Source organism: Niveispirillum sp. (genome assembly GCF_052437035.1).
Classification (GTDB): domain Bacteria; phylum Pseudomonadota; class Alphaproteobacteria; order Azospirillales; family Azospirillaceae; genus Niveispirillum.
In genome coordinates, this window is sequence record NZ_JBQVOH010000003.1 from 90,466 (window position 1) to 107,231 (window position 16,766).

General features: G+C 63.5%; 14 protein-coding genes and 1 tRNA gene. 8 read left to right on the forward strand and 7 right to left on the reverse strand.

The features are described 5' to 3' along the window. Positions 1 to 40 precede the first annotated feature (40 nt). A complete protein-coding gene (locus ACT6Q8_RS09700) occupies positions 41 to 1,372 on the forward strand; it encodes a phytase (RefSeq protein WP_444732374.1) in 1,332 nt (443 codons plus the stop codon). A 14-nt stretch (positions 1,373 to 1,386) separates the two neighbouring features. Here ACT6Q8_RS09700 and ACT6Q8_RS09705 read toward each other — a convergent pair whose 3' ends face one another. Beyond that, positions 1,387 to 1,866 carry a VOC family protein gene (locus ACT6Q8_RS09705; RefSeq protein WP_444732373.1) on the reverse strand — a complete coding sequence of 160 codons (480 nt, stop codon included), beginning with the start codon at positions 1,864 to 1,866 and terminating at the stop codon, positions 1,387 to 1,389. A gap of 185 nt (positions 1,867 to 2,051) precedes the next feature. After that, positions 2,052 to 2,128, reverse strand: a tRNA-Pro gene (locus tag ACT6Q8_RS09710). 211 nt (positions 2,129 to 2,339) lie between these two features. Here ACT6Q8_RS09710 and cutA point away from each other — a divergent pair. The 4 genes from cutA to ACT6Q8_RS09730 all read left to right on the forward strand — a co-directional run bounded on the left by cutA (position 2,340) and on the right by ACT6Q8_RS09730 (position 4,774). After that, complete coding sequence (gene cutA / locus ACT6Q8_RS09715; RefSeq protein WP_444732372.1) at positions 2,340 to 2,693, forward strand: divalent-cation tolerance protein CutA; 354 nt, start codon at positions 2,340 to 2,342, stop codon at positions 2,691 to 2,693. Beyond that, positions 2,693 to 3,400 carry an MFS transporter gene (locus ACT6Q8_RS09720; protein ID WP_444732371.1) on the forward strand — a complete coding sequence of 236 codons (708 nt, stop codon included), beginning with the start codon at positions 2,693 to 2,695 and terminating at the stop codon, positions 3,398 to 3,400. The genes cutA and ACT6Q8_RS09720 overlap by 1 nt, the downstream gene beginning before the upstream one ends. Continuing rightward, positions 3,357 to 3,932, forward strand: coding sequence for an MFS transporter (locus ACT6Q8_RS09725; protein ID WP_444732370.1), 576 nt, complete (start codon positions 3,357 to 3,359; stop codon positions 3,930 to 3,932). The genes ACT6Q8_RS09720 and ACT6Q8_RS09725 overlap by 44 nt, the downstream gene beginning before the upstream one ends. Before the next feature lie 272 nt (positions 3,933 to 4,204). Continuing rightward, positions 4,205 to 4,774: a manganese efflux pump MntP gene (locus ACT6Q8_RS09730; RefSeq protein ID WP_444732369.1), complete on the forward strand. Its 570-nt coding sequence runs from the start codon at positions 4,205 to 4,207 to the stop codon at positions 4,772 to 4,774. A 10-nt stretch (positions 4,775 to 4,784) separates the two neighbouring features. Here ACT6Q8_RS09730 and ACT6Q8_RS09735 read toward each other — a convergent pair whose 3' ends face one another. After that, a complete protein-coding gene (locus ACT6Q8_RS09735) occupies positions 4,785 to 5,870 on the reverse strand; it encodes an HD domain-containing phosphohydrolase (protein WP_444732368.1) in 1,086 nt (361 codons plus the stop codon). 2 nt (positions 5,871 to 5,872) lie between these two features. Then, on the reverse strand, positions 5,873 to 7,954 hold the full coding sequence (locus tag ACT6Q8_RS09740) for an MHYT domain-containing protein (RefSeq protein WP_444732367.1): 2,082 nt from the start codon (positions 7,952 to 7,954) through the stop codon (positions 5,873 to 5,875). A gap of 252 nt (positions 7,955 to 8,206) precedes the next feature. Here ACT6Q8_RS09740 and ACT6Q8_RS09745 point away from each other — a divergent pair, with 252 nt between their 5' ends. Further along, positions 8,207 to 11,749, forward strand: a complete 3,543-nt coding sequence (locus ACT6Q8_RS09745) for a response regulator (protein WP_444739375.1) — start codon at positions 8,207 to 8,209, stop codon at positions 11,747 to 11,749. Positions 11,750 to 11,923: 174 nt separating this feature from the next. Here ACT6Q8_RS09745 and rpsI read toward each other — a convergent pair whose 3' ends face one another. Further along, positions 11,924 to 12,406: a 30S ribosomal protein S9 gene (gene rpsI / locus ACT6Q8_RS09750; RefSeq protein WP_054166293.1), complete on the reverse strand. Its 483-nt coding sequence runs from the start codon at positions 12,404 to 12,406 to the stop codon at positions 11,924 to 11,926. Positions 12,407 to 12,409: 3 nt separating this feature from the next. Next, positions 12,410 to 12,874, reverse strand: coding sequence for a 50S ribosomal protein L13 (gene rplM / locus ACT6Q8_RS09755; protein WP_054166572.1), 465 nt, complete (start codon positions 12,872 to 12,874; stop codon positions 12,410 to 12,412). Between the two features lie 305 nt (positions 12,875 to 13,179). Between rplM and ACT6Q8_RS09760 the strand changes: the two genes are divergently transcribed. Further along, positions 13,180 to 13,416: a hypothetical protein gene (locus tag ACT6Q8_RS09760; protein WP_444732365.1), complete on the forward strand. Its 237-nt coding sequence runs from the start codon at positions 13,180 to 13,182 to the stop codon at positions 13,414 to 13,416. An 86-nt stretch (positions 13,417 to 13,502) separates the two neighbouring features. Here ACT6Q8_RS09760 and ACT6Q8_RS09765 read toward each other — a convergent pair whose 3' ends face one another. Then, the gene (locus tag ACT6Q8_RS09765) at positions 13,503 to 15,578 is read right to left on the reverse strand and encodes a S46 family peptidase (protein WP_444732364.1); all 2,076 of its coding nucleotides are present in this window, start codon (positions 15,576 to 15,578) and stop codon (positions 13,503 to 13,505) included. Between the two features lie 269 nt (positions 15,579 to 15,847). Between ACT6Q8_RS09765 and ACT6Q8_RS09770 the strand changes: the two genes are divergently transcribed. Beyond that, on the forward strand, positions 15,848 to 16,765 hold the full coding sequence (locus ACT6Q8_RS09770) for an alpha/beta fold hydrolase (protein WP_054166295.1): 918 nt from the start codon (positions 15,848 to 15,850) through the stop codon (positions 16,763 to 16,765). Position 16,766: the final 1 nt, after the last annotated feature.

The window sequence follows — 16,766 nt, forward strand, 5'->3', positions numbered from 1 at the left end:
TTCCCTTACAAAAATCCTCAAGGAATGGGAGACAAAGACCATGCGTGCCCTGATCCCGATTGCAGCCCTGCTGCTGCTCTCCGCCTGCGGGCAGGAGAAGCCGGCTGTCCCGATGGCGACGGCCAGTCTTCCCCTGGTCAAGCCGGTGGCGGAAACCGCCCCCGGTCTGCCGGACAGCGTGCAGACCGGTGATGCCGATGATCCATCCTTCTGGCTGCATCCCACGGATCCCGCCAAAAGCCTGGTCATCGCGGCGGTGAAGGGATCGGGGCTGCGGGTCTATGATTTGGCTGGCAAGCTGGTGCAGCGGATCGATGCGCAGCCGGATGGCCGCTATAACAATATCGATGTGGCCTATGGGCTGAAGCGTGCCGACGGTTCCACCATCGACATTGCGGTCGCCAGCGACCGGGGCCGCGACCGTCTGGTGGTCTGGGCCATTGATCCGGCCAACCCGGATGCCCCGCTGACCGATGTCAGCGATCCGAACCAGGGTCCGGTCTTCCCCACCCGCCTGTCACAGGATGGGAAAAGCGAGATCGACAACCCTGTGGCAGATCAGGTCAGCGCCTATGGCCTGACCCTGTGGCAGGACAAGGCAACGGGGGAGGTGCGAGCCGTGGTGGCGCAGCGCAAGGCAGCGCGGCTGGCCGAACAGCGTCTGGTCGTGAAGCCCGACGGGACCGTGGGCCATGAACGCGCCCGCCACTGGGATTTTGCCACCAGCCACAAGGGCCAGGATTTGTGGGCGGAGCATGATACCGATCCCGAACAGGATTGGTCACCGCAGTTCGAGGGGCTGGTAGTGGACGCCGAAGCCGGCATCCTGTTCGCAGGCCAGGAGGATGTGGGCCTGTGGCGCGTCAACCTGACCACCGGCAAGGCCGACGACAAGCCCTTCTATGAAACGCGCGGATCGGTGAAAAGCCCGTTCAACAATCCCGACAGCAAGGTGGCCCGCGATGTCGAAGGTCTGGCGCTCTATCGTGGGGCTGATGGTACCGGCTACCTGATCGCGTCCAGCCAGGGTGATGCGCATGGCGATGGCGGTCATTCGGACAATGGTGGCCTGGATGACAGTTTCGCGATCTTCGAACGGGGCGGGCAGAACCGGTATCTGGGCAGTTTCAGGCTGACCGCCAATGGCGCCATTGATGCCGGGCAGGAATGCGACGGGGCCGAACTGGTCTCCATCCCCTTGCCTGGCTATCCCAACGGCCTGCTGATGGTGCAGGACGGGTACAATGATGACCTGAACGGCATGAGCGGGGACCCGAAGGCCACCAATTTCAAATATGTCTCCTGGGCCGATGTCATGGCCGCCCTGCCGGGCACCTTGACGGTACCGGTAGGGGGCTGGTCACCGCGATAGGATTGACGGGGGCGTCAGCCGCGCCGTGCCGCATCGATGATGGCGATATCGATCTTCGACATCGCCATCATGGCTTCGAATGCCCGCTTCGCCTCATCACCGCCGGCGGCCAGTGCCGCGGTCAGGGTGTGGGGGGTGATCTGCCATGAAATGCCCCACTTGTCCTTACACCAGCCACAGGCACTTTCCTGGCCGCCATTGCCCACAATGGCGTTCCAGTACCGGTCGGTTTCCTCTTGATCGTCAGTGGTGATCTGGAACGAAAAAGCCTCGCAATGTTTGAAGGCCGGCCCGCCGTTCAGACCCAGACAGGGGATGCCTGCCACCGTGAACTCCACCGTCAGCACGTCCCCGGCCTTGCCGGACGGATAATCGCTGGGCGCGCGGTGTATGGCCGTTACGGCACTGTCGGGGAACAGTGAGGCATAGAAATGTGCCGCTTCCTCCGCGTCCCTGTCGTACCAGATGCAGATGGTGTTCTTGGCCGCCGTCATGGTCCGTCCCCTTGCGTCTGAAAGGCGGACGTCTGCGCCGCCATGCGCAAAGGATATCATGAACGCCGTCGCCGTCCGAGCGGCGGGATACCAATCCGTCCCGCACTGGGACCAGAAAGCACGAAAGCCGCCGTCATGTCTGACGGCGGCTTTTCGCGTAAGCCCTTGATCGGGCTTCGAGAGAATGGTCGGAGCGACAGGATTCGAACCTGCGACCCCTAGACCCCCAGTCTAGTGCGCTACCAGGCTGCGCCACGCTCCGACCTCTCGATGAACGCCGGTCGGTTTGGGCCGTCCGTCGTTCGGGCGCGGACTATAGCCACCACATTTGGGGGATGCAACGGTTGTATCAGGAAAAATGCGTTTTCCGGTCTGCCTTGCCCAAAGCGCGGGTCTGCGACCTTGCCGCTGCGCGCGACGGAGGCCGGCGTCTGGGCTAGCATCCAGGCCTAAACATATAGGAAATCCAAGGGATGGACGCGGAAATCCGCCTTGTTTATGTGACCACGCCCGACCCGGACATCGCGCGTGCTATTGCCCGTGATGTGGTCGCCGGCGGTCTGGCGGCCTGTGCCAACATCCTGCCGGGAATGGAATCACTCTATCGCTGGCAGGGAAAACTGGCGCAGGCGGCGGAAACGGTGCTGATCCTGAAATGCTGCACGGCGGGCTTTGCGGCGCTGGCGGCACGGGTCAAGGCCCTGCACCCCTATGATGTTCCCTGCATCATCGCCCTGCCGGTCAGCGATGGCACGCCCGATTATCTGAACTGGCTGGTGCGGGAAAGCGCCGGCGTGGCCATGCCCGTCGATGAGGAAACAATGTGATGACGGACAGCCGCCGTTCCGCCCACCTGTCGCTGGCCTATTCCAATATCGGCCATTCCACGATGCATATCATGACGGTGCTGTACCTGACCGTCGTGCTGGAGCTGACGCGGGAATGGCAGACCGATTATCAGGACCTGATCAAGCTGTGGACCTTCGGGTCGCTGCTGGTCGGGCTGGGCGCGCCGATTGCCGGCTGGTTGGGTGACCGCTGGTCGGATGCAAAGATGATGGTGCTGATGTTCGCCCTGTCGGGTCTGGGCGCCCTTGCGGCGGGCTTGTCCGATACACCGGATCAGATGATGTGGGCGCTGGCCATACTGGGCCTGGGCGGGTCGATCTATCACCCGGTCGGCATCTCCTGGACCATGAAGAACGCGGAGAATCGTGGGCGGTCCATGGGTATCCTGGGCATTTTCGGCAGCATCGGTGTGGCCGGCGGCGGGGTCGTGGCCGGCGGCCTGACGGCGCTGTGGGGCTGGCATTCGGCCTTTCTGGTGCCGGGCGTGATCTCCTTGCTGTTTGGCGCGGCGCTGGCATATCACATCGCGCGCGGGCAGATCGTTGACCGCAAGGCCGGACATGGTGAAAAGCCAGGCGCCGACGCGCCGCGAGATCGTGCGTGCCTTCCTTATCATGTCCGTCACCATGATGTGCGGCGGCATGATCTTCCAGTCACTGCTGACCGTGGCACCGAAATGGTTTGAGCAGGCAGTGGGGGCCGACATGTCGGGCAGCGTGGTTGGCGTCGGCGGTCTGGTCACCCTGGTCTTTCTGGCCGGTGCCATTCCGCAGTTTCTGGGCGGGGTCCTGGCTGACCGCTTCCCCGTAAAATGGCTCTATATGGGCTGTGCCTTCCTGCAGGTGCCCTTCTATTTGGTGGTGATGCAGTTCATGGGCTGGTCGTCGGTGTTCCTGGCGGCCCTTCTGGTCACCTTGATGAATGTGCAGATCCCGGCGGAAAACCTGCTGTTGGCCCGCTTCACGCCCGCGAAATACCGCGGCATCGCCTATGGCTCCAAATTCGTGTTGAGCTTTGGCATGGCGCCGCTGGCCGTACAGCTTGTGGCCTGGGCCTATGGTCATTCTGCGGGTCCGGAGATGGTGTTTGCTACCCTGGCGGTGCTGTCGGCTCTGGTCCTGCTGTCGGCCATGCTGCTGCCCCGTGATGATAAGGGACAGGAACAGCCGGTGACCGATCCTGCGCGGGCGGCATTGGCGACAGGTGGCGATGATTGACCATCCGCCTCCGCGCCTTCAGACCGGGTGTGCGGTTCTGACCGCTTGACGGGACATGGTTGCCCGCCCTATACCGCCCCCGTCAATTGGGGAGTAGTCCGCCGCCGGTGCAATTGCCTGGTGGTGTCCGTGTCAACAGACTTGGGGTTCGCTCCATGGCGCGGACGACTGGCCAGCAGGCCCGTTCGACGAGACCGATGGCGCAATCGCCCTTCCCGGGACCGGGGGTGGATTGCGTTCATCGTTGCTCAGTCGTCCCCGGAGTCATTGCCTTGATCGCCACCACGACCTTCGCCCTGGCCCTTAGTCTGGCCATGGATGCGTTTGCTGCCGCCTTGGGCAAGGGCGCTGCCCTGCGTCGTCCCAATATGAGCCAGGCCTTGACCGTCGGTGCCGTCTTCGGCGCGTTTCAGATGGTCATGCCGTTGATCGGCTTTGCGCTGGGCATGGCCTTTGCCGATATCGTCGCCGCCGTGGATCACTGGATTGCCTTTGTCCTGCTGTCCGTGGTCGGCGGACGCATGGTGTGGGAGGCATGGAAGGGCGGGGATGATGAAGGGAACGGTGCCGGTGGCATGACGCTCACCCTCTCCGCCCTGTTCATGGCCGGGTTTGCGACCTCGGTCGATGCCCTGGCCATCGGCGTGCCCCTGGCCTTCTTCGATGAACCGATCCTGGCGTCGGCCCTCGTCATCGGGCTGGTGACATTCGGCCTCTCGACGGTGGGCGTGATGCTGGGCCGGGCCGTTGGCCCGCTGCTGGGGCGCTGGGCGGTCGGGATCGGCGGGGCCGGCTTGATGCTGCTGGGCACCAAGATCCTGGTGCAGCATCTGGGGGCGTAAGCCCCCACCCTCAATCCATCAGTTCGGCACGGATGGCCAGCATCCGATCGATGTTATCGATGAACAAGCGCGTCAGCGCGGGGTCCAGGTGGCTGCCGGCAATCTGGTCCAGATGGGCCAGCACGTCTTCCACCTTCCAGGGTTGCTTATAGGGTCGCGCCGACAGCAGGGCGTCGAACACGTCGCAGATGGCAACGATCCGCCCGCTGAGGGGAATGTCTCCCCCGGCCAGGCCCAGGGGATAGCCGCTTCCGTCCCATTTTTCATGGTGTGTGCCGGCAATCTCCGACGCCAAATCCAGCAATGCCAGCCCGCTGCCGGCCAGCAATTGCTCACCGATGCGGGCATGGGTCTTCATGATGACCCATTCATTCTCATCCAGCCGGCCCGGTTTCAGCAGGACGCGGTCGGGAATGCCGATCTTGCCGATATCGTGCAGCGGTGCCGCCGCTGCGATCTTGGCGCACAGGGCGGGTGGCAGGCCGGCCAGTTCCGCCATGACGCCGGACATGCGACCGATGCGGGTGACATGCTGGCCCGTATCCTCGTCCCGGAACTCCCCGGCGGAACACAGGCGGGTGATGATCTCAGCGCGCGTCCGCTCCAGTTCTGCCGTGCGTTCGCGCACCAGTCGTTCCAGTACCTCCGTCTGCCGCCGCTGCGCCTTGTTCAGCAGATGCAGTTCCAGAAGATTGCGCGACCGCGCCTCCAGTTCCCAGAACGCATAGGGTTTTGTCACATAGTCGCGGGCCCCGGCATCCAGCGCGCGGCGGCGCGACGCCTCGTCATTCTGCGCCGTTACCATCAGCACGGGCGGCGTTTGCGACCCCAGGATGGCCTTCAGCCGGCCAATGAAGCCGGGACCGTCCAGTCCCGGCATGCGGTAATCCAGCAGCACGAGGTCCGGCACATTGCGTTCCGCGATGGCCAGCCCCTCGAACGGGTCCATGGTGGAACTGACATTCTCAAAACCCGCCATGTCCAGCATGCCCAGAAGCAGCTCCACATTCGCGGGCATGTCATCGACGACCAGGATATGGGCGAGGCGCTGTTCATCTTCCATCGTGGAAGGGGCTGCAACGGCAGCGACATTCATGCTCAGGCGGCCCTTCTTGCCAGCGCCTCGTCAACGGCCGACAGGAACTCCGGCACGCGCAATGGCTTCGTCAGATAGCGGTGGAAACCGGCGGCCACCCCCCGCTCAACCTCCCGGGGCAGGGCGTTGGCCGACAGGGCGAGGGCAGGGATGCCTGAAGTGGCCGGATCGGCACGCAGCCGGGCCAGCACTTCGAACCCATCCATACCCGGCAGGTTGATATCCAGAATGATGATGTCGGGCAGATGGGACCGCGCCAGCTGCAATCCCGATCCGGGATCGGCGGCCACCAGCAGGTGGAAGCCGCCCAGGCTGTCGATCAGGTCACGCATCAGCTGAATGTTGGCGGGATTATCCTCCACATACAGCATCGTGCGCTCCCTATCGGCACTGTTGCCGGTCAGGGCGGCGGTCCGGGTGTTTTCCAGGGCGACGACCGGGGCGGCGGCGGGCAGGTCGAAATGGAACCTGCTGCCCCGTCCTTCCGTACTGTCCACCAGGATCACACCCCCCATGGCCTGGACCAGGCGCTGGCAGATGGTGAGGCCGATACCCGTGCCCTCAACCGTGCCATGCTCGCGTCCCAGACGGTTGAAGGGCTGGAACAGCTGATTGAGACGGTCGGCGGGGATGCCCAGGCCGGTATCGGTCACGGAAACAGATATACGGCCATCGGTTCCGGGCACGACGGACAGGATAACCCGGCCATTGGCACGGTTATATTTTATGGCGTTGGAGGTGAGGTTGCTCAACACCTGCACCAGCCGCGTCCGGTCGGCATAAACGGTGGCGCTCTCCGTCTTGATATCAAGGGACAGGGTGATGCCGGCGCCGTCGGCGACGGGCTGCATGTTGCTGGCTACATCGCGCGCGACCGCTGCCGCATCGACAGGCTCCAGCGACATGGACAGCCGACCGGCCTCGACCTTGGCCAGATCCAGGACTTCGTCGATCAGACGCAGCAGATGGGTGCCGGCCTTCTCAATCTGAACGGCGGCGCGTTCCTGCTTGACGGTCAGTGGTTCACGGGCACGGTTATAGAGCAGCAACTGCGCGAACCCCATGATGGAGTTCAGGGGCGTGCGCAATTCGTGGCTCATGCTGGCCAGGAATTCGGACTTGGCCTGACTGGCGGCCTCCGCGCGGGCGCGGGCTTCCTCCAGATCCAGGGTGCGTTCGGCCACACGCTGTTCCAGGGCGACCTTGGATTGCTCCAACTCCGCCTCGATGCGGCGGCGGACCTGCATCTCCTCTCCCAAAGCCTGGAAGGACCGGCGTAGCTGTTCGGCTTCACGCGCGGCGGCGGCGGAAATGCGGCGGTCGGCGATCCCGGCCACCAGGGCCAGAACCAGCAGGCCATAGGTGGCGGCGGCGATGGCGGCGGCCAGGACGGTCCGCGGGATGCCTTCGGATGCAGGCGGCAGGGTCGGGTCGATGGTGACGACAAGGGCGCCCATCCCCGTATAATGCATGCCGCAGATGGCAACGCCCATGACAAGGGCCGCCGCCACGCGCAAACTGAAACGATGCGGCGTCAGGGCCAGCCAGAGCGCAACCGTCGCGGCCACCAGGGCGATCACGACGGACAGCGTGAAGAGGCCGGGTTCATAGGCGATGGAGCCTGGCAGCAGCAGTGCCGCCATGCCGGTATAGTGCATGACCACGACGCCCATGCCCACAATCGCGCCTGCCGGCAACAGCCGCGCCGGCCCGATGCCGCCGCTGACCAGCCACAGGCCAAGCGCCACCACCGCAATGGGCACCACCAAGGACAGGATGGTCAATCCTGTATGGAAACCGACTGCGGCCTCTGTATCGAAGGCCAGCATACCCAGGAAATGCATGGACCAGATGCCGCCACCCAGTGCCATTGACGCTGCGCCATGCCAGGCCCAGCGCCAGCTTCCGTCCGAATGACGCAGCCGTTCGGCCATATCCAGGGCGACGAAGGAAGCAAAAGCGGCGGTCAGGTAGGATAGCGCAACCAGCCAAAGGTTGTGACCCGTAGCAGCACCCTCGGCGTTCGTGAAGCATAAACCCAGAATCTCAACGCGCACCAATACCCCCGCCCACAAGCCGTTCATGGGAGTATCCATATTTATGCGACATCGGAAAGGTTAAAAGCACGAACGAACAATTCGCGGTGGACGCAACTTGCCGTTCGGTGGCGGCCTTCTGAAATGGATGGAGTGGGTTAAGGATGGGCCACAGCCGTGCACTATCCCAATGCACTTGCCATCGGTCGCTGCGGTCCGTTCTGTTTCCGATCCAGCACGCGTATTCTGTGCTCAACGCGCGGCCAAGGGTGCCGGCGGATTTCGTGGAACGAACGCCCGATGCGGTTACGGTTGCTGTCATTGAGGGGACGGTTGGTCCTTTTGCTGGTCGTGGTCATCATGGCCGCGTCCGGGTTGATGCTTCTGGAATATCAATCGCGCCGGCACGAGGCGCAGCAGCAAGCATTGAACCGGGCACAGGACATTGCCCGCTTCGCCGCCACGCAGCAGGCAGAGCTTCTGACCAGCCTGCAGCGTCTGGTGGGGGTTGCGGCCACCCGCATCTCGCGCGAGGCACCGGCGGACTGTGCCCGTTCACTGCAAACGCTGAAGGGGACCCAGCCTTGGGTTTCCAACATCTTTGTCGCCCGGCCCGACGGGTCGATCCTGTGTTCGACCGCCTCCGATGATGAAGAGATCAACCTGTCCGATCGCGCTTATTTCAAAGAGGCGCTGACAAAGGTTCGCCCGGCAAGCAGCGGTTATCTCCGGTCACGCGCCTCGGGCCGCCCCGTGATGGTCTATGCCCAGCCGATTGTTGTGGAGGATCGGCAGGTGTCGGGCGTGGCGCTTGCCGGTATGCTCCTCGACTGGCTGGATGGTCTGGCGGCCCGGACATTGGCGGCGGCACCCGGCGCCACGCTGACCGCGCTGGATCGCGATGGTGTGGTCCTGGCCCGCTATCCCGCCATGTCGGGGATAGACGGTGTTTCGATGGCGCATGCACCCTTCGCGCAGGCGGCCATGACCAGCGATCAGGGCACCTGGATCGGTGAAGAACTGGACGAGGTTCCGCGGCTGATGGGTTTCGTGTCGCTGAACAGCGGTATCCGCATCATCGTCTCCTATCCCCGAGACGAGGTTCTGTCGTTGGCCGTGGGGCAGTTCCAGCGCAATATGGGCCTGCTATTTGCCTTGGCCGTCCTGTCGGTCATGGCTCTTTATCTGGGCCTGACGCAGGCTGTCCTGAACCCGTTGCGCGATCTGATTGGCACAGTGCAGAGGTTGGGTCGTGGAGAATTGAGCCTGCGTGCCGTTGCGGGACCGGGAGAGATCGGAACCCTGGCCGCCGCCATCAACGATATGGCCGCCGGTCTGCAACGGCAGACGGCGGAACTGGCCACCCGCGATGCCCAATACCGCCTGCTGTCGGAACAGGGCAGTGACGTGGTGGCACTGCACACGCTGGATGGCACTTATATCTATGTCTCACCCACGGCCAGCTGGATGCTGGGCTATGCGCCCGAACAACTGATTGGGTCCACCCCGCAGGACCGCGTTCACCCGGACGAACGGGCGGTGCTGGAGCGTGCCCTGTCCATCCTGATCGCGGGCATGCCCTGCGCGCCCGTGACCTATCGGCTGCGCCATGGCGATGGCCAATGGATCTGGGTGGAGACGGCCTTTGCCCTGGCGGCGGATGCGCTGGCGGGACAGCGTATCGTTTCGGCCACCCGCGATGTCGGTGACCGCGTCACCCAGGAACAGGAATTGCGCGCGGCGCGCGACCGCATGGGCGAACAGGCGCAAAGTCTCCAGGCGCTCGCCGCCGATCTGGACCGGTCCCGCCGCATCGCCGAAGCCGCAGCGGAAGCGGCCGAAGCCGCGCGCGGCGAAGCGGAACGCGCCAATCAGGCCAAGTCGGAATTCCTGGCGAATATGAGCCATGAGGTTCGAACGCCGATGAACGGCATCGTGGGCATGACAGCGCTTCTGCTGGACACAGCCCTGACGCCGGAGCAGCGGGGCTTTGCCGAAACGATCCGGGAAAGCGCGGATGCCCTTCTCTATGTCATCAATGACATCCTGGATGTTTCGAAGCTGGAAGCCGGCAAGCTGGAACTGGAGAGCATTGATTTCGCGCTGGATGAGATCGTGGATGGCGTTGTCGCGCTTCTAACACCCCGCGCCCAGGAGAAGGGCATCGCCCTGACGGTCCATATCGATCCTACCGTCAACAGGGCCTATCGCGGCGACCCTCCGCGTCTGCGTCAGATTCTGCTTAATCTGGCGGGCAACGCCGTGAAATTCACCAGCGAGGGGCAGGTCGCCATCCATGTCGCGGCCGCCAATGACGCGCCGGGCGGGGTGACGCCGCTGCAATTCGCCGTTAGTGACACCGGCATCGGCATGAGTGCTGAACAGGTCGGACGGCTGTTCCAGAAATTCACTCAGGCGGATAATTCCATCACCCGCCGCTTCGGTGGGACCGGCCTTGGCCTTACTATCTGCCGTCAGCTTGTGCAGCTGATGGGGGGCGACATCACGGTTGAGAGCAAAAGCGGGGAGGGCAGCCGCTTCTGCTTCACGGTTCCGCTGCCTGACGCTGCGGCGCCCCCCCCGGATTCGGCCCGCATGGATGAATGGCTGCGTGATCGGCGTGCCCTTGTCGTTGACGATACGGACACGGACCGCCGCATCCTGTCGCGTCAGCTGGAACGGCTGGGCATGAAGGTCGCCGTGGCCAATGGCGCGCCGGCGGCCTTGGCCGACCTGGAACGCGCCCTGCGTGAAGGCACCTGTCCCAAGCTGATCCTGATCGATCAGGCCATGCCGGGCATGACGGGCGAGACGCTGGGCGCCTGGTTGCGCGGTCATCCCAGCTTTGCCGGTATCAAACTTGTGCTTGTCACCTCTGCCGGCAAGCCGGATCCCGGCGATCCGGCGGCGGAGAATTTTGATGCCGTTATGGTCAAGCCGATACGCCCGCAGAATCTGAAGGAGGTTCTGGGCCGCCTGTTCGCGCCCGCATCAGGCCCGATGCCGGACATGGGCACCAGTCTGGATGCCGGTCGTGGCAAGGGGCGGCGTGTGCTGGTGGTGGATGACAATTCCGTCAACCGCAACGTTGCCCGCCTTATCCTTGAGCGGGATGGCTATGGCGTCGATCTGGTGGATGACGGCATGGAAGCCATCGTGGCGGCGGAGGCCAGCCGATACGATCTGATCCTGATGGATGTTCAGATGCCTGGCATGGACGGGATCGAGGCGACGCGCATGATCCGTACGCAGGAAGGCCAGACAGGCAAGCCCCGGACGCCCATCATCGCCATGACGGCCAACGCCATGGTCGGCATGCGCGAGAGCTATCTGGAAGCCGGCATGGACGATTACGTTTCCAAACCCTATGAGCCCCTGGAATTGCTGCGTACGGCGGCGCATTGGTGCGGCATGCGGGAAACCCCTGACCCCGCCATTGCCCCGCCCCCTTCGGAGAACTTGATGGATTTCTTTGCTTATCCCGTCATCGACAAGACGGTCATGGACGGGTTGCTGGCCTTTACCGACGGTCCGGAATTTGCCGATCTGGTCACGAAATTCGTGGCAACAGGGCGTGAACGTACGGCGCGGATGGGCAGCCTGGCGCAAAATGGCGGTTGGGAGGAATTGCGGCGTGAGGCGCATTCCATGATCTCCCTGGCCGGCAATCTGGGGCTGCGGCAGGTGCAGCATCTGGCGGCTGCCATCGAAACCAGCCTGATCAACGGGGAACAGGCAACAGCCGCAAAGCTGGCCCAGAAGATATCCAATCTGGCGCCGGCTGCGTGGCAGGCGGCGGAAGACCATGGGGACGCCTTGGTTCGGTTGCCAACAGCGCTTTGACCACTGGCTGTCATCCCGCAAGGCCGCCTTGCATCCACTGGAGTGTGATCGGTTTAAATGAAATCATCTAAACCGTGAATCACACGACAAACCCCAGGCAAAAGAAAAAGGGCGTTCCCACCTGGGGAACGCCCTTTCTCCGTACTGAGCCCGGCGAACCGGGGCCAAGCGTGATTAGCGCTTGGAGAACTGGAAGCTGCGGCGGGCCTTGGCCTTACCGTACTTCTTACGCTCGACCACGCGGCTATCGCGGGTCAGCAGGCCAGCGGCCTTCAGCGGCGGACGCAGGCCCGGCTCGAAGTAGGTCAGGGCCTTGGAGATGCCGTGACGCAGTGCACCGGCCTGGCCCGACAGACCACCACCGGAAACGGTGGCGACGATGTCGAACTGCTCGATGCGGCTGGTGATCTGGAACGGCTGGTTGATCATCATGCGCAGCACGGGGCGGGCGAAATAAACTGCCAGCTCACGGCCATTCACGGTGATCTTGCCGGTGCCGGGCTTCACCCAGACGCGGGCAACGGCGTTCTTGCGCTTGCCGGTGGCATAAGCGCGACCGAAAGCGTCGAGCTTGGGCTCGACCGGACCGGCCGGTTCAGCGGCGACGGAGGCGGCAGCGCCGGCCTTCAGGTCAGCGAGGCTGTTGATCGTGGCCATTTATCAGGCGCTCCGCTTGTTCTTGGCGTTCTTGGCGGCGAGGTCCAGCACCACCGGCGACTGCGCGGCGTGCGGATGCTCGGCACCAGCGTAAACGCGCAGGTTGCCCATCTGGCGGCGGCCCAGCGGGCTGCGCTTGATCATGCGTTCAACGGCCTTGATGACGACGCGCTCGGGGAAGCGGCCATCCAGGATCTGACCAGCGGAACGGCCCTTGATGCCGCCCGGGAAGCCGGTGTGCCAGTAGAACATGGCATCGTTCCGCTTGTTGCCGGTCAGGGCAACCTTGTCGGCATTGATGACGATGACATTGTCACCGCAATCCAGGAACGGGGTATAGGTGGGCTTGGTCTTGCCGCGCAGGATCAGGGCGATCTGGCTGGCGAGACGACCCAGGACAACGCCTTCCGCATCGATCAGAATCCAGTTCTTCTCGATCTCGGACGGCTTCAGGTTAAAGGTCTTCATCGGAGCACTCGGGCTTATACGGATGAAGGCGCCAACCACCGGGCTGGCACCGAAGCGGATGGTGATGTACCGCCCATCACCCGCCGCCGCAAGCAAAAAATGCAGCAGATGCAATGGCCTGTAAAACGGTATTATAATACCTTATTTACAAACACATTGATTTCATTGAGAAAATCCCCGCCGTCCGAAGGTGCCTTGTGCCTGGAAGCCTTTGCCATGACGCGGTGACATGGGGTGGATGCGTGGGAACAAGCGGGCGGGCGACGATGTTCATCCTTCATCCGCCACTTACGATGGAGAAGATTATGTCGATTGCCTATGCCAAGGCCGGAATTGCCGCTCTTACCTTGACCTTCACCCTGGCTGCGTGCGGCAGCAACATGCAGGAACGCGCCGCCAGTGGCGCCCTGATCGGTGCCGGTACCGGTGCGGTCCTGGGTGGCAGCCTTGGCAGCGCCGCCCTGGGTGGCCTTGCGGGCGCCGGCGCCGGTGTCGTGGTGAACGAGGTACAGAAGGACAAGCAGAAGAAGCGCAAGCACTGATGCGGGCTGGCGGGCTCTCCTAATGCTCAAAGGCCGCCGGGATCGCTCCCGGCGGCCTTTTTGCACAGGACGAAGCCCCCAGGCCCTTACTTCAGGCCCAGTTCCTTCACGATATGCTGTGCGCCATAAACATTGCGCAGCGCCTCGGACATGCCGCGCACATCGACCATGACGGTACGGTTACGCTTGGGTTCATAGCCATAATCGCCCGACAGGCTGTGGATATTGCCATCGAAGACCAGGCCGATCACCTCGCCCTTGGCATTGATGGCAGCGGAGCCGGAATTACCGCCGATAATGTCGTTGGTGGAGACGGCGTTATAGGGCGTGGCCATATTGACCTTGCCCTTGGCGTCGTCCCAGCTCTTGGCCATATCGAACGGGAAGGCGCCGGTGTCGCGCTCATACAGGCCACCGATGGTGGTGTAGGGCTTGACCTCGGTGCCATCCAGCTCCGTCCAGCCCTGCATCTTGCCATAGGACAGGCGCAGCGACAGGGTGGCGTCGGGATAGACGCTGTCGCCATAAAGGGCGAAGCGGGCCTTGGCGATGCGGGCCTGGGCCTGCTCGACCACGGCGTCCACTTCCTCTTCCACGGACTTGCGGGCCGCGCGGGCGGCGGCGTCCACCACCTTCATCAACTTGATCATCGGATCGTCAGAGGCATCGACGGCAGCCTTGCCGCCTTCGAACAGGCGCAGGCGTTCCGCCGGATCACCCAGCTTGCTGCCCTTCACGGCGGCGGCCGCCACCTGATCGGGCGACTGCTTGCCCAGCACGGCCTTGACCAGCGCGTCATCGGGGCCGAACTGCTCGCGGAACTTGGTCAGCGAGAAGGTCAGCAGGGCGACTTCCAGGTCGGCATGCACCGGGGCCGGGTTGGACAGGCGCTGCTTCAGGGCCGGCAGGCGGCTGTCGCCATATTCGCGCAGACGCTGACCGGACAGCAGCAGGCGCTCATCCCCGGCGCGCAGCACCAGACGGGCATTCATGGCCAGCACACTGTCGAAGGCGCGCATGCGTTCCAGATGGATCAGGCGCTGATAAAGCTGAGCGTAACGGGTCTGAGCCTTCTCGATCTGCTCGAACGCGTCACCGACCTGGGCGGCCAGCTTCGGGTCAGCAGCAATCTTGGCGCGCAGATCCTGCTCGGCCTTCACCTTGGCACCAAAGAATTCCTTGTCGGCCAGCGCCATCTGGCGGCCCTTCCAGACCTTGATGGAATTCTCGATGCTGTTCAGATCGTCAAAGGCTTCGCGGTTGCGGTCGGCATTCTCGCGGCCAAACTCGATCAGGCGGCCACGCTTTTCCTGGGCGAAGAACAGGAATGAGGGGGCGACATTGTCGCGCACGAATTCCAACTCGGCGATGGTGCGCAGACGGCTGGTGGAACCGGGATTGCCGATGACGAAGCTGGCATCGCCTTCCTTGCTGCCCTCGGTCGACCATTTGAAATGGTTGGGACTCTTGATCGGCTTGCCATCCTCGTAAACGCGCAGCAGCGACATGTCGAGCGCGTAGCGCGGGAAGTTGAAATTGTCGGGATCGCCGCCGAAGGAGGCGGCTGAGGCCTCCGGCGCGAAAGCCAGACGCACATCCTGATAGCGCTTGTACTTGTAAAGATTATAGCGGCCGCCCTGATACAGGGTCACGGCGTCGCAGCGCAGCTTGGCGTCGCCACCGGCGCAGTTCTTTTCGATATCGGCCAGAACCGTACGGCGGGCATTGGCAAAGTCCTGGCCCGTCTTGCCGGCGGTGGCGGCTTCGACCTGGGCGGTGACGTCGGTGATTTCAACCAGCTGGTTGATCTCGATCCCGGCGCAGCTCTTCTCTTCCGGGCGGGTCTTGGCCAGGAAGCCGTCAGCCTGATAATCCTTGTCGGCGGAAGACAGTTCGGCGATGCAGTCGGCGACGCAATGGTGATTGGTCATCACCAGACCTTCACCCGACACGAAGCTGCCGGAGCAGCCGCCGGCCAGACGCACATAGGACAGCTGCGCCTTCTTCAGCCACTTGGCGTCCGGCGTGAAGCCGGTGGCCTTGGCGATGGCCGCCGTCGGCACATTGTCGATGGTCCACATGCCTTCATCGGCGTGGGCCGCACCCACCAGCAGGGCGATGGCCGCAGCGGTCGATACCGCCAGCTTCACCGTCTTCACCATGTTCGTTCCCGTCCTTCGTTCCGCTTAAGCGCGTTGGTGTCATGGATGCTGTAACCCACGGGCGCAGCCGCGCGCGCAGGTCAGGGGCGGCACCATGCGCCCAAGCCATGGGGCCGGTCAACGACCGGATGGGGCCAGTTTACAGCGGTGGCATGGTACCGCAGCTCCGCCTGCTTTATCCGCGCAGTGGTGATGGCCCGGCCTGACCGGGGCCAGTGGCCGGTGGCTGAGGCATGGTCTGGATGGACCTGCCCTGATGGAGATGCCCTGTGACTGCCGATGCTGTTGACCGCCGCCATCTGCTGGTCGGCATGGCCGCTGCGGGATTATCCGTTACAGGCCACGCTGTGCGGGCGGCGGAGACGGGACAGGCCCCGGTTTCGGCACCTGCCGGGGTGCAGCAGGACATGGCCACCTGCCGTTTCGGCGTGATCCATTACCATTTCGTCAAACCGGCAAAGCCGACGGGCAAGCTGCCGGTCCTGTGCTTTCACGCCTCCCCCGGATCGGGCCTGGGTTTCACCCGGTTCCTGCCGTTTTTGGGCACCGACCGAATGGTGATTGCCGCTGACAATCCGGGTTACGGCCTGTCGGACCGTCCGCACCAGCCATCCACCATCGCCGATTTCGCCGGTGCCATGGGCGATCTGATGGATGCGCTTAACCTCAAACAAGTCGATCTTGTCGGCAGCCATACCGGCTCCGCCACGGCGGTGGAACTGACGCGGCAGCGACCGGGTGCTGTGCGGCGTCTGGTCCTTCATTCGGCCCCGCTATTCACACCCCAGGAAATTGCCGATTACAAGGTCCGCCTGGCCGGCAGCCATCCCGAAAGCCTGGATCAGGCTGCGGCCCAACTGCCCGACCTCTGGTCGAAATTCGCCCGTATGCGCAATGAGTTGGGTGACGATCTGGCCTGGAAGGTGTTCTGGGAAATGAACCGCGACCCGCTGCATCGCGGGTGGGGTCATGATGCGGCTTTCGCCTATGATTATGCCAGCGGATTGAAACAGGTGCGGCAGCCCACCTTGATCCTGAACCCGCAGGAAAGCATGTCACCGGTCACGGCGCGGGCGCGTGGCATGGCCCCCAATATCCAGGTCATGGACCTGCCCTGGACCGGTGGTCTGTTCAGCCTCCATGCCCAGGATGTGGCCCCCCTGGTCCGCGCTCATCTGGACGCCTGAC